This is a genomic window from Streptomyces tamarix (genome assembly GCF_032423885.1).
GTDB lineage: Bacteria > Actinomycetota > Actinomycetes > Streptomycetales > Streptomycetaceae > Streptomyces > Streptomyces tamarix.
On record NZ_JAWCTQ010000050.1, the window covers coordinates 25196 to 37344 of the forward strand.

11 protein-coding genes are annotated in these 12149 nt (G+C 74.7%); 7 read left to right on the forward strand and 4 right to left on the reverse strand.

All coding sequences use genetic code 11. The features are described from left to right. Window position 1: 1 nt before the first annotated feature. Window positions 2-1060 (reverse strand): aldo/keto reductase, encoded by a 1059-nt coding sequence (locus RND61_RS28055; protein WP_315880931.1) that lies wholly within the window; start codon window positions 1058-1060, stop codon window positions 2-4. A 103-nt stretch (window positions 1061-1163) separates the two neighbouring features. Between RND61_RS28055 and RND61_RS28060 the strand changes: the two genes are divergently transcribed. Together RND61_RS28060 and RND61_RS28065 are read left to right on the forward strand one after the other, a co-directional pair. Next, a complete protein-coding gene (locus tag RND61_RS28060; protein ID WP_315880932.1) occupies window positions 1164-1781 on the forward strand; it encodes a TetR/AcrR family transcriptional regulator in 618 nt (205 codons plus the stop codon). A gap of 310 nt (window positions 1782-2091) precedes the next feature. Then, window positions 2092-2676, forward strand: coding sequence for an ABC transporter substrate-binding protein (locus RND61_RS28065; protein WP_315880933.1), 585 nt, complete (start codon window positions 2092-2094; stop codon window positions 2674-2676). Between the two features lie 86 nt (window positions 2677-2762). Here the strand turns inward: RND61_RS28065 and RND61_RS28070 are convergent, their stop codons facing one another. Continuing rightward, window positions 2763-3926 (reverse strand): S8 family peptidase, encoded by a 1164-nt coding sequence (locus RND61_RS28070; RefSeq protein ID WP_315880934.1) that lies wholly within the window; start codon window positions 3924-3926, stop codon window positions 2763-2765. 443 nt (window positions 3927-4369) lie between these two features. Between RND61_RS28070 and RND61_RS28075 the strand changes: the two genes are divergently transcribed. From RND61_RS28075 to metX, 4 genes are all read left to right on the forward strand, one after another. Further along, on the forward strand, window positions 4370-5464 hold the full coding sequence (locus RND61_RS28075; protein WP_315880935.1) for a helix-turn-helix transcriptional regulator: 1095 nt from the start codon (window positions 4370-4372) through the stop codon (window positions 5462-5464). Between the two features lie 122 nt (window positions 5465-5586). Then, window positions 5587-6069: an ATP-binding protein gene (locus tag RND61_RS28080; RefSeq protein ID WP_315880957.1), complete on the forward strand. Its 483-nt coding sequence runs from the start codon at window positions 5587-5589 to the stop codon at window positions 6067-6069. Window positions 6070-6632: 563 nt separating this feature from the next. Beyond that, window positions 6633-7994 (forward strand): bifunctional o-acetylhomoserine/o-acetylserine sulfhydrylase, encoded by a 1362-nt coding sequence (locus RND61_RS28085; RefSeq protein WP_315880936.1) that lies wholly within the window; start codon window positions 6633-6635, stop codon window positions 7992-7994. Further along, window positions 7991-9184, forward strand: a complete 1194-nt coding sequence (gene metX / locus RND61_RS28090; protein ID WP_315880958.1) for a homoserine O-acetyltransferase MetX — start codon at window positions 7991-7993, stop codon at window positions 9182-9184. Before RND61_RS28085 ends, metX begins: the two co-directional genes overlap by 4 nt. 146 nt (window positions 9185-9330) lie before the next feature. Here metX and RND61_RS28095 read toward each other — a convergent pair whose 3' ends face one another. Continuing rightward, window positions 9331-9708 carry a hypothetical protein gene (locus RND61_RS28095; protein ID WP_315880937.1) on the reverse strand — a complete coding sequence of 126 codons (378 nt, stop codon included), beginning with the start codon at window positions 9706-9708 and terminating at the stop codon, window positions 9331-9333. A gap of 795 nt (window positions 9709-10503) precedes the next feature. Here RND61_RS28095 and RND61_RS28100 point away from each other — a divergent pair. Then, on the forward strand, window positions 10504-10707 hold the full coding sequence (locus RND61_RS28100; RefSeq protein ID WP_019330262.1) for a cold-shock protein: 204 nt from the start codon (window positions 10504-10506) through the stop codon (window positions 10705-10707). Window positions 10708-11222: 515 nt separating this feature from the next. Here the strand turns inward: RND61_RS28100 and RND61_RS28105 are convergent. Further along, a complete protein-coding gene (locus RND61_RS28105; RefSeq protein WP_315880938.1) occupies window positions 11223-12047 on the reverse strand; it encodes a hypothetical protein in 825 nt (274 codons plus the stop codon). Window positions 12048-12149 lie beyond the last annotated feature (102 nt).

The window sequence follows — 12149 nt, forward strand, 5'->3', positions numbered from 1 at the left end:
CTCACGCGCCGGGAGCGGGGGCGACCGTACCCACCGGCGGGTTGAGGCGGGCGAAGCCCTCCTGGCGGTGGTAGGGGAAGTACGGGTACGGGGCCGTCCGGCTGCTCGCGGCGTCGAGCCTCGCCATGTGCTCGGGCGCGAGCGTCCAGCCGACGGCACCGAGGTTCTGGCGGAGCTGCTCCTCGTTGCGGGCGCCGATGATGACGGAGGACACGGTCGGCCGCTGCAGCAGCCAGTTGATGGCGATCTGCGGCACGGTCCTGCCGGTCTCCCGGGCGATCTCGTCGAGGGCGTCGACCACGCGGTAGAGGTGCTCGTCCTCGACCGGGGGCCCGTAGTCCGCCGTGTCGTGCAGGCGGCTGCCGGCGGGCAGCGGCCCGCCGCGGCGGATCCTGCCCGTCAGCCGTCCCCAGCCGAGGGGGCTCCAGACGAGGGCCCCGAGTCCCTGGTCGAGCCCGAGGGGCATCAGCTCCCACTCGTAGTCGCGGCCGACGAGCGAGTAGTACACCTGGTGCGCGACGTAGCGCGGGTGGCCGTACCTCTCCGCCACGGCCAGGGACTTCATCGCCTGCCAGCCGGAGAAGTTGGAGATCCCGAGGTAGCGGACCTTTCCCGCCCGTACCAGGTCATCCAGGGCGGAGAGGACCTCCTCGACGGGCGTGCCGGCGTCGAAGGCGTGCAGCTGGAACAGGTCGATGTGGTCGGTGCCCAGCCGGCGCAGGGCGTCCTCGCACGCGGTGATCAGGCGCGAACGGGAGGAACCCGCGTCGCCCGGTCCGTCGCCCATCGGCAGGCCGGTCTTGGTGGACACGATCACCCGGTCCCTGCGGCCCCTGATCGCCTCGCCCAGCACTTCCTCGGACGCGCCCCCGGAGTAGACGTCGGCCGTGTCGAACATCGTGAGCCCGGCGTCGAGGCAGATGTCCACGAGGCGCCGCGCCTCCCGCGCGTCGGTGTTCCCCCACGCCCCGAAGAGAGGTCCCCGGCCGCCGAAGGTGCCCGCGCCGAAGCTCAGTGCGGGGACCTTGAGCCCGGACGCGCCCAGTCGCCTGTACTCCATCGTTGCTCCTCCCTCACCCGCAGACCCTTAACGGGTCTGTGGTCCCGTTTGCCTGGTCGCTACCATAGCGGCTGCGAGCGACTAAGGGAACAGGAGTCCCGTTATGGGGTTTGACGACGCGGATCCGGGGACCGTCCGCCCGGGAGGGCGCACGGCACGCGTACGGGCAGCGGTGCTGCGGGCGGCGGGGGACGCCCTGGCGGAGCGGGGGTTCGCGCACCTCGACCTCGCCGACGTCGCACGCCGCGCCGGTGTGGGCAAGACGACCGTCTACCGCCGCTGGGGAACGGTGACGGGCCTCGTGGCCGATCTGCTGGTGGACATGGCCGAGCAGTCGCTGCCCCGGACCGAGACCGGTTCGCTGCTCGGCGACCTGCGGGCCAACGCCCGGCTGGTGTGGCGGACGTTGACCGACCCGCGGCAAGGGGCGCTGTTCAAGGCGGTGATCGCCGCCGCCACCTGCGACGCGAAGACGGCCGAGGCCCTGCACCGCTTCTACGACGTCCGCGTCCGGGAGTGGGCCCCGTGCGTCCAGCAGGCCGTCGACCGGGGCGAAGTGCCCGCGGGAACCGACCCGTACGAGGTGATCAGGGCCGTCTCCGCGCCCCTCTACTACCGCCTGCTGACCAGCGGCGAACGCCTCGACGAGGCCGCCGCCGACCGGTCCGCCGAGGCCGCCGCGGCCGCGGCGCGCGCGGGGGTGTACCTGCGGGACCGGTAGGGCCGGTGGGCTGGCAGGGCCAGTGGGATCGGTGGGGCCGGTGGGCGGGCAGGACCAGTGGGAGCGGTAGGGCCGGTGGGGCCGCTCGTGCCGGTGGACGGCGGCGGGCCTCGTGGGGGTGCGCGAAGCCGGGCGCCCACGCGGATGCCTCCGGGCCCGTGCAACCGACGGGCTCGTCGAGGTGTTCGTAAGGACGTGGGGTGAACCAAGCCGGTATCACCCGGGCGGCACCGCTCCCGCCTCCGCGCGGCCCCGGCCCCGGGGCGCCGGCGGGGACGGCCCGCTCCCCGACGACGGAAAGGCTCCTCCGATGCAACCCGACCACCGTACCGAGGCCGTTGACTCGCCGCTCGTCGATCCGGCCGAGCGGGAGCTGCCCGGGGAACCGCCCCGTCCCGCTCCGCACACGACGGCCGAACTGGACGCGCTGACCGGCCTCCTCACGGCCCCGCGGTCCCGGACGGCGACCGTCGTGGTCGGCCACAGCAGGGACACGGCCTCCTCGCAGTCCGCCGAGGCCTTCACCGAGGCGTGGGAGGCGGGCGGCGGTACGGTCCTCGCCGTGGCCGACTGGCCCGAGACGGCGGCCTCGTGGCTGCGGGCGGCCCGCCGGATGACCGCGGAGACCCCCGACGCCTGGGTGATGGCCGCGGCCGTGCCGGGCTTCGTCCAACTGGCCCGGCGGCTGCGGCACAGCACCTCGTGGGAGCCGTCCCGCACCTACTGCTTCGGTTCGCTGTGCGACCCGCGCGTTTTGGCCCTGGCCGGCCCCGGAGTCCTGCACGGACTGCGCGGCGCGAGCGCCGACGGCGGCACGTGGGAGGTCCGCGGCGGCTGGGTCACCAGGTTTCCGGCCCGGCGGGACGACGACCGGGCCCGGTCAGCAGCACGCTGACCGGACCCGGTGTCACAACGCCACCCCTGTCCGAGGGGAAGTCCCCCCGGACGCGCCGGAGGTGGGACGGAGAGGAGGAGTGGGGTTCAGAGCGAGGACTTGAACAGCAGGCGGTTCGGAGTGCCGCTGACGTTGCCGCCGATCACGTTCGTGGTGCTGTTGCTGATCAGCCAGTTGTTGACGGTGGCACTGGAGGCGTCACCGTAGGCCGACTTGTAGAGGGCCGCCACACCGCTGACGTGCGGCGAGGCCATCGAAGTGCCGCTCATCGCCGTGGAGCCGCCACCGGCACGGGCCGAGGTGATGCTCACTCCGGGGGCATACAGGTCGGTGCAGTTGCCGTAGTTGCTGAAGCTAGCCTTGCGGTCGGAGGAGTCGGACGCGGCGACCGTGATGGTGCCCGAGGCGCTGGCCGGGGACACGTTGCAGGCGTCCTGGTTCTCGTTGCCGGCCGCGACGGCCAGGTGGACACCGGAGTTGGCCAGGGCGGTCGCGGCGTTGTTCAGCGCCGCGGAGTAGCCGCCACCCAGCGAGGCGTTGGCCACGGCCGGCTTGACGGCGTTCTGCCGGACCCAGTCGAAGCCCGCGATGATGCCGGAGAACGAACCGGAGCCCTGACAGTCGAGCACGCGCACACCGCGCAGTTGGACGCCCTTGGCCACGCCGTACGTGGTGCCGCCGACGGTACCGGCGACGTGCGTGCCGTGGCCGTTGCAGTCCTGGCCGTTGCCGCCGAAGGCGTCGAAGACGTTGCGGGCGCGCCCACCGAAGTCGGCGTGGGCCGTGTCGATGCCCGTGTCGATGATGTACGCCGTCACGCCCGAGCCGTTGCGCGTGTAGGTGTACGCGCCGTCACGGCCGCTTCGCTGGTCCACGCGGTCCAGGCCCCAAGGGGCGTTGGTCTGCGTGGCCGTGGCGCTGACCTTCTGGTCCTCCTCGATCGACAGGACGCGGGAGTCGCGCCGGAGCGCCTCCAACTGGCCGGCGTTCAGGTCCGCGGCGAAACCGTTGAGGACCTTCCGGTACAGGTGGCGCGTCGTGACCGACTCGTCCTCGGCGAGACCGGCCGGGTCGGCCCCGGCCTTGAGGGTCACGATGTAACGGCCCTTGATCTCCTGCGCGGCGGGAGCCTCGGCCACCTTCAGCAGCGGGGCGGGCGTCGGCTCGGCCGCGGAGGCGGCGGTACCGACGGTGGGGGACAGGGCCAGGGGGAAGGCCAGGGCGAGGGCACCGATGTGACTTCTGCGCATGGGGAAGCGAACACCTCATCGTGTTTCCGGCCGAGGGCGTCGCCCCGGCCGGTGCGTGGGGGTGCGCCACCGAAACCGTGCGGGCACCTGCGGTGACCGGTCGGCTGGGGATGGTGGCGCGCGGGGCGGAACAGCGCGGCACGACGGCGGGCGCCGTGCGGCCGTGGTGCGGGGCAGAACATCGGGACGGGCATGTCGAGGACCCGTCCGCCCGGCCCTCCCGTTCCTCGTGACGGGACGGCCGGCACGCGCCGGGCCACGGCCGCGGGAAGGGGTCTCCGCCCCACGGGACCGAAGCGATTTCTCGGCGCGGCGAAGAACATACCGACGGTAATGGCGGGTTGACCACGGCCGAATCAGGCATGACCGCCGGCGGACACGGAGGGGACGGAGAGGTTCCCGACCATGGTCAAAGTCCGACCGGCGGCCCTATGGTCCTGCCCATGTCACCGAAGACCCCCCGCCGGCCCCCCGAAGGGCCGCCCGAAACACCGGCGTGCACGCCGGAGGCGTACCGGGGAGAGCCGGCCGACGAGCACGGCACGGCCCCGGCCGCGGCCCGCGCCGCCTACGAGGTGCTCCTCCAGCGGACGGCACAGCCCCGGGAGCCCCGCACGGCCGGCGCGCGGGACCGGGCACCCGGCGACGCGGGGGCGCTGCCCGGGGACGTACGGCGCTGGCTCGCCGAGCGGCGGCTGCTCGACGAAACGCGCCAACAGGCGCGGTCGCCCCAACGGGCGCTGCACGAGTTGATCGCCGAACACCGGTCGCGGATCGACCGGTACCGGGAGGAGCTCCACCGCGGCCTGGAAGCCGTCGACGACGTCCTGAGACTGCTCCCGGGCATGGCGCCCACCAGACGGGAGACCGTGGAGGCGGAGCTCTTCGACGACCGCGCCAGGCTGCGCAAGCGGATGGAGGACCTGGACGCCCTGTGCCGGGCGCAGGTCCTCGGCATGCGCACCAGCTTCCCCGGGCGGGAGGTCCTGGAAGAGGGCGTCGAATCGGACCTGCGGCTGCTGGAACGCGGCGTCGACCTGCGCCTGCTGGTGGCCGCGCCGGCCCTGCGGCGCACCGGCGTCGCGCAGTACCTCTCCGTACTGATGGAGCACGGCGCCCGGGTGCGCGTGGCCTCGACCGTCCCGCTCCACCTGAACGTCTTCGACCGGGCCGTGACCGTCATGGCCGTCGGGACCGCGGACGGGCAGGACGAGACCTCGGGCGACGTCATCCTGCACAGCACACGGCTCGCCGACTCCTTCGTCCGGGTCTTCGACCACCACTGGGCCACCGGGCACCCGGCGGCGTCGAGGGTGAGGCGCCCCGGCACCGGCGGGGCACCGGAGGACTACTCACCGAGGGAGCGCGAAGTGCTGGCCCTGCTCGCCGCCGGCGCGAAGGACGAGGCGATCGCCCGCAGACTGGGCTGCTCGGAACGGACCCTGCGCCGTCTGCTGACCTCGCTGGTGGCCAAGCTCGGCGCCGACAGCCGCTTCGCGGCGGGCGTGCAGGCGGTCCGGCTGGGCCTCCTGGACTGAGGCGGCGGCCCCGCGGCGCGGGCCGGGCCGGGCCGGTCCGCCACTTCTCGCAGAACAGGGAGGTGTGAGAGGTGGAGGCGCCGGGTAGACGCGGGTTCGTGAACGGGGGAGCGAGGATGGACATGGTGAAGTCGGCACACGGTGCCCAGGGTCAGGCGGCGCCGACGGCGCACACGATACGAACGACCGTCGCCCTGGAAGGCGGCACCGCCTGCATCGCGCAAGGGCGCGACGCCGCGGCGGATTTCCTCACCCGGGTCCAGGCCGAGCACGGCCTGCCCGTGTCGCTGCGTGCGATGCACCTCACGCAGCTGGTGGTGAGCGAGCTGGTCACCAACGCCCACAAGTACGCCCCCGGGCCCGCGCTGCTGGACCTGCGGATCGTCGGGGACACGGTGGAGGTGGCGGTGTGGGACAGCGATCCGGTGCTGCCCGTGGCCCGCGCCGCCGACCCGGGCAGGGTCGGGCAGCACGGGCTGGAGATCGTGATGGCGGTGGCCCAGGGCTTCGAGGTCCAGCGGGAGCCCGTCGGCAAGCGGATCACCGTACGCGTCGCCCTGCCCGACGACCCCGACGGGGACGTCTCCGGGCGGAACCCGCAGTAGCCCCGCCCCGACCGTCTGCGGCGCGGGGCCCGGCCGTCTGTGGCGCGGGGCCCGGCCGCGGCGGCGGACCCGGCGGCGGGGGGCGGCGACGGGCGCCCCCGCCGCGCCCCCGCCCTCGCCCTCGCCGCGCCCGGGGAGGCCCGGTGTCGCGGCGCTGTCGTGAAGCCGGTGTTGCCCCCGTGATAAAAGCCCGTTGCCAAGGGCGGCCCAGCCCACCGCGGCGCTGGTGCGGGCCGCCCCGCCGTGGTTGCCTGAACCCATGACCGTACTCGTGACCCGCCGCCACGTGGACTACGCGCGCGTCACGACCACGGGCTGTCGCACCGGCCGCTGACCGGACGTCACGGTCCCCGGTGACCCCTCGCCGTTCCGGCACCCCGCTCCGCCCCGCCCCGCTCCGGGGCGCGGCCCGCGGCACCGCGGTGACCCCTCCCGCTCCGTGGCGCGTCCCGTCGTACGACCGCGTCCGCGCGCCCGTACGCCGCGCCCCGAGCCCGCTCCAGCCCGGCCCCGTCCCGCCCCGCACCCGCGCGCCATGCGCCATGCGCCGACGAAGGAAGACCATGAGCCAGCCGATCGACGCCGTCACCGCCGGACACACCCCGGACGACGAGAACACCGGACCCGACACCTCCGCGTGGTCCTTCGAGACCAAGCAGCTCCACGCCGGCGCCGCCCCCGACCCGACGACCGGCGCACGGGCGGTGCCGATCTACCAGACCACCTCGTTCGTCTTCCGCGACACCCGGCACGCCGCCGACCTGTTCTCGCTGGCGGAGCCCGGCAACATCTACACCCGCATCCACAACCCCACGCAGGACGTCTTCGAGCAGCGCGTCGCCGCGCTCGAAGGCGGCGTCGCCGCCGTGGCGCTCGCCTCCGGCCAGGCCGCGGAGACCCTGGCCATCCTCAACGTCGCGGGCGCGGGCGACCACATCGTCTCCAGCACCTCCCTGTACGGCGGCACCTACAACCTCTTCCGGCACACGCTTCCCCGGTTCGGCATCGAGGTGTCCTTCGTCGACGACCCCGACGACCCCGACGCGTGGCGGTCCGCCATCCGACCCGGCACCAAGGCCCTGTTCGCCGAGGCCCTCGGCAACCCCCGCGGCAACGTCCTGGACGTCCGCGCGGTCGCCGACGTCGCCCACGAGGCCGGCGTCCCGCTCATCGTGGACAACACGGTCCCCACCCCGTACCTGCTGCGGCCGATCGAGCACGGGGCCGACGTCGTCGTCCACTCGGCGACCAAGTTCCTCGGCGGGCACGGCACCACCATCGGCGGCGTCGTGGTGGACGGCGGCACCTTCGACTTCGGCGCGCACCCCGAGCGCTTCCCCGGCTTCAGCGAACCGGACCCCAGCTACCACGGCCTGCGGTACTGGCCGGCCCTCGGAGCCGGCGCCTACGCCGTCAAACTGCGCGTACAGCTACTGCGGGACCTCGGGCCCGCCATCGCCCCCCACTCGGCGTTCCTGCTGCTCCAGGGCGTCGAGACGCTGAGCCTGCGCGTCGAGCGCCACTCCGCCAACGCCCAGGCGCTGGCGGAGTGGCTGGAGCAGCGGGACGAGGTCGCCGCCGTCCACTACCCGGGGCTCCCCTCCAACCGCTGGTACGAGGCGGGGCGGCGCTACCTGCCGCGCGGCGCGGGCGCCGTCCTCTCCTTCGAGCTGCGGGACGGCGCCGAGGCGGGCAAGCGCTTCGTCGACGCCGTCGAACTCTTCAGCCACCTCGCCAACATCGGCGACGTGCGCAGCCTCATCATCCACCCGGCCTCCACCACCCACAGCCAGCTCGACCCCGAACAGCTCGCGGCGACCGGGACGACCCCCGGCCTGGTGCGCCTGTCGGTCGGCATCGAGAACCTCGCCGACCTCAAGGCGGACCTGGAGGCGGGCTTCCGCGCGGCGAAGGGCGCGTCCTGACCGCCACCCGCGCGACCGCCCCCGGGGCCGCGCTCCCTCCCGCCACCGGTGCGTGGCGGGAGGGCGACCCGCCGGGACGCCGCCGCTGGCACCACCGGGAAGGACCCCTCCCCCTGGAGGGCGGCGGCCGACTGCCCGGCGTCCGGCTGGCGTACGAGACCTGGGGGCGGCTCGCGCCCGACCGCTCCAACGCGGTGCTCGTCCTGCACGCGCTGACCGGTGACAGCCACGTCGCGGGCCCGGCCGCGCCCGGCCATCCCACACCGGGCTGGTGGGACGGGCTGGTCGGACCGGGCCGCGCCCTGGACACCGACCGCTGGTTCGTGGTGGCCCCCAACGTCCTGGGAGGCTGCCAGGGCAGTACGGGCCCCGCCGCACCGCGACCGGACGGGCGCCGCTGGGGAGGCGCCTTCCCCCGGCTGACGCAGCGCGACCAGGTGCGGGCCGAGGCGGGCCTCGCGGACGCGCTGGGCATCGACCGCTGGGCGCTCGTCCTCGGCGGGTCCATGGGCGGGATGCGGGCACTGGAGTGGGCCGTGTCGCACCCCGGCCGCGTGGACGCCCTGCTGCTGCTCGCCTGCCCGGCGGCGGCGAGCGCGGACCAGATCGCGTGGACCTCCGCCCAACTCCACGCGATCCGCGCCGACCCGCACTGGCGGGGCGGCGACTACCACGACGCCGGACCCGGCCGGGGGCCGCACGCGGGCCTCGGCGCGGCGCGCCGCATCGCGCACGTCACGTACCGCGCCGCGGCCGAGCTGGAGGCCCGCTTCGGCAACCGGCCGCAGGGCGGGGAGGACCCCCGGCACGGCGGCCGGTACCAGGTGGAGTCCTACCTCGACCACCAGGCCGCCAAGCTGGTCCGCCGCTTCGACGCCGCCAGCTACGTCGTGCTGGCCGAGGCGATGAACGCCCACGACGTGGGCCGCGGGCGGGGCGGCGTCGCCGCCGCCCTGCGCCGGGTCCGGGCCAGGACCCTCGTGGCGGGCGTCGACTCCGACCGGCTCTTCCCCCTGGCGCAGCAGGGGGGACTGGCGGCCGGGATACCGTCGGCGGACGACGTGCGGGTGATCGCGTCGCCGTACGGACACGACGGCTTCCTGCTGGAGACGGAACAGATCGCCGCCCTGGTGGGCGAGCTCCTCCACGGCGCCCGGGTTCCGGACGACCGCCACCGGCTCCTGTCCTGACGGGGGAGCCGCCCTCTCCGCCCCCCCTCGACCGGCCCCTGCGCCACGGCGCGCCCCGGCACGGCCGGAGCCCCCCGGCACGGGCTGGGGGGCTCAGCGAGAGGGGAGGCGCCGGTACGCCGGACGGGGGCGCACCGCAGGGGCGTTCAGAGGCGGCCACCCGTCAGCCGGGTGACGGGGCCGTAGGTGCGCCGGACGGACCTGCGCCCACCGGCGTAGGCACTGACCGCCACCGCCGTCGCGGCCGCCGCGACTCCGCCCGCGGTGACCGGATTGGCCTTGAGGAGGCCCAGCGCCGGCACCGCGGCCTTGCGCCACACGACGCCGACCGTGGACGTCAGTGCCTGCGCCGGGTTCGCGAGCGCGCTCATCGTCTCCTGGCGGGCCCCGTCGGCGCGGTCGGTGACGGTGCGGGCCGCGCGGCGGACCGTCCTCGTGGCCGTGCCGGTGGCACCGGCCTTCCCGTTGGCCGACCCCGTGCCCGTGGTCGGGCCCTTGCTCTTGTTCTTGTCCGTTTCGCTCATGCAGTGCGCGTAACCCGTCTTCCGCCGTGAAAACCGTTCCGAACGACGCGACTTGAAGAAGCCGGGCAGACACCCCGCAGGTCACCGAACTCCTCCGGCCGGCCCCTTCCGGCCATCTGACTGATCGGCGCACCCCCTGGGGACGCGGCCGGTGCCGGGGTGCCCCCACGGCCCGGTCCGCGGTACCGGACGCGGCGAGGCCGGGCGGCCCTCGCGGGCCGCGGATCTCCCGGCGCCCCTCCCCGCGGGCAGCGGCCCCTGCCCGCCCCGTCGTCGAGGGCGGCCCCGGGACGGACCGACCGTGCTCCGCGGGAAGTAGGCCGCAGGACGTAGGCCATTGGGAGGGGGCGCCTGTTCGGGGCGCGCGGCGGCACGCTTCGGCGGCGGTACGGCAGCACCCGCGCCCGGGCCGCGCAGGGCCCGCCCGCGTACGCGCCGTCCCTGCGTCACCAGCCTCTGACCTGGCCTTTCACCCGTTCGCAGTCGTGGCCGCCACCTCCTTCGGGCGCCTGTGACCCCGCGCTTCCCCCCGCTCGGGGGACCCGGGACGACGCGGCGGACGGCACCGCCGCGGGGCCCACCGGTGGGGGCTCCGCGGCGACGCGACCGCGAACCGTGGGCAGTTGCTCTCTGGTGATGAGCGTTTTCGCGGTGTAGCGTCATGGGCAGATGTCGTGGTTCGCAGTTCCTGCCCACGCCGAGGCGTGGGCTTCTTGCTGTGCAGTGCCTGAGAACCAGGGCGATCACCTCCGGGCTCGCGCGGTGCGGGCCCGATATCGACTGAGAGGCATGAGCATGGCCAGCGGAACCGTGAAGTGGTTCAACTCCGAGAAGGGCTTCGGATTCATCGCGCAGGACGGCGGCGGTCCGGACGTCTTCGCGCACTACTCCAACATCAACGCCACCGGCTACCGCGAGCTCCAGGAGGGCCAGGCGGTGACCTTCGACATCACGCAGGGCCAGAAGGGCCCGCAGGCGGAGAACATCACCCCCGCCTGATCCGCCGGTCAGGCGATCACGACAGGGCCCCCGGAGCACCCGCTCCGGGGGCCCTGCCCCGTTCCGCCACGGCACGACGGTCCGGCCCCCGGCGCCCGCCCGGAAGCTCCGAGGGCGGCGGCCCAGGACCGGCGGACGCGGGGACGGCCCGGCGCGCCGGCCGGGACCGGGGCCGACGCCGACACGTTCGCGTACGCCACGGACCGCGCCCGCGCCGGGGGAGCGGTGACCGTCCCGGCGGCGGCCTTCCGCGGCGGCCTCGGCGGCCCGCTGGTCACCGGGGCGGTGGGCCGGAAGGCGGCCGGCGAGGCGCACCTCGCGTACGGACCGGACAGGCGCCCCGCCGCCGGGACGCGCCGGGGGAGGGACGGCCCGCGCGCCCGCTGCCCGGCGACAGCCGACTCCTGCGTGATCCGGTCTTCCTGGGACGGCCCGCGCGTCCGCTGCCCGACGGCCCGCGTACCGCTGCCCGGACGGCTCGCGCACCGCGGTGACGGACCGTCAGCCCCGCGACGTCAGACGCACTTCCCGTCCAGCCAGGTCGTGAAGTCCTTCGTCCACGAGGTGGCCATCCGCGCCGGCGCCGTGGTGGAGCCGAGCCGTGCCAACTCCGCCTGCCACGACGCGTGGTTGCCGGAAGCCGCCGGAGGCGGCTCCTCCCAGCCGATCCCGTCGACCCAGGAAGGGCGGCCCGTGAGCGCGGCGGCGAGCCCCGCCTCCCTGACGCGCTTGTCGAGCTCCGGCTTGAGCGCGGCGTCGTGCGTGTAGATCATGATCTCCTGTGAGGAGATCCGCTCCGAGATGGGCGCGATGACCTCCTTCCACGCCGTCTCGCGGATGGCCGGGTCACTGTTGAGCAGGGACTGCTTGGCCTCGCCCTTGAGTTCCACCAGAGGGACCAGGCGCATGGACCTGGCGCTGTCGAGCCACTCACGGAAGGTGTAGACGGTCTCCCCGGTGTACGGGCCGCGGGTGATCGTGCGGCCCTTGAGCTGTTCGGTTCCGGTCGCCCACCACAGCTCCGTGATCGGCTTGCGGGTGCCGGTCAGCCCGTTGGTCGTGGTGTTGTGCCACATCACGCCCTTGGTGCCGTTCTTGGTGAGCTGGAGGTCGGCCTCCACCCCGCCCGCCCCCCAAGCCTTCTGTGCCGCCAGGCCCTTCGGATGGTTCGGCTGGCGTATCTGGTCACGCTCCCAGGGGTTCTCCCCGGTCGGGTAGCCGCCGTGCCCGAAGACCGTCGGGCAGACGGGCAGCGCGGTCGCCCCCGCGGGGCTCACCTGCGCGGTGCCGACCAGCAGCGCCGCCGAAACGGCGGCCGTTGTCCATGTCCTGGGCCTCATCGGATCCCACCTCGTCTTCCTCCCGGCGCGCACGGGCACGCCTGTGCCGTGTCCCCGGCCGCGGTCGGCGGCCGAAGCGGCACCTCCCGTCCCGTGGCGCGT

Bases quoted from the DNA above. Each gene is read 5' to 3' on its own strand.
- RND61_RS28095 (WP_315880937.1), bottom strand. From the start codon at position 9,708: ATGAGCGAAACGGACAAGAACAAGAGCAAGGGCCCGACCACGGGCACG.
- RND61_RS28085 (WP_315880936.1), top strand. From the start codon at position 6,633: ATGAGCCAGCCGATCGACGCCGTCACCGCCGGACACACCCCGGACGAC.
- RND61_RS28075 (WP_315880935.1), top strand. From the start codon at position 4,370: ATGTCACCGAAGACCCCCCGCCGGCCCCCCGAAGGGCCGCCCGAAACA.
- RND61_RS28070 (WP_315880934.1), bottom strand. From the start codon at position 3,926: ATGCGCAGAAGTCACATCGGTGCCCTCGCCCTGGCCTTCCCCCTGGCC.
- RND61_RS28080 (WP_315880957.1), top strand. From the start codon at position 5,587: ATGGTGAAGTCGGCACACGGTGCCCAGGGTCAGGCGGCGCCGACGGCG.
- RND61_RS28060 (WP_315880932.1), top strand. From the start codon at position 1,164: ATGGGGTTTGACGACGCGGATCCGGGGACCGTCCGCCCGGGAGGGCGC.
- RND61_RS28105 (WP_315880938.1), bottom strand. From the start codon at position 12,047: ATGAGGCCCAGGACATGGACAACGGCCGCCGTTTCGGCGGCGCTGCTG.
- RND61_RS28100 (WP_019330262.1), top strand. From the start codon at position 10,504: ATGGCCAGCGGAACCGTGAAGTGGTTCAACTCCGAGAAGGGCTTCGGA.
- RND61_RS28055 (WP_315880931.1), bottom strand. From the start codon at position 1,060: ATGGAGTACAGGCGACTGGGCGCGTCCGGGCTCAAGGTCCCCGCACTG.
- RND61_RS28065 (WP_315880933.1), top strand. From the start codon at position 2,092: ATGCAACCCGACCACCGTACCGAGGCCGTTGACTCGCCGCTCGTCGAT.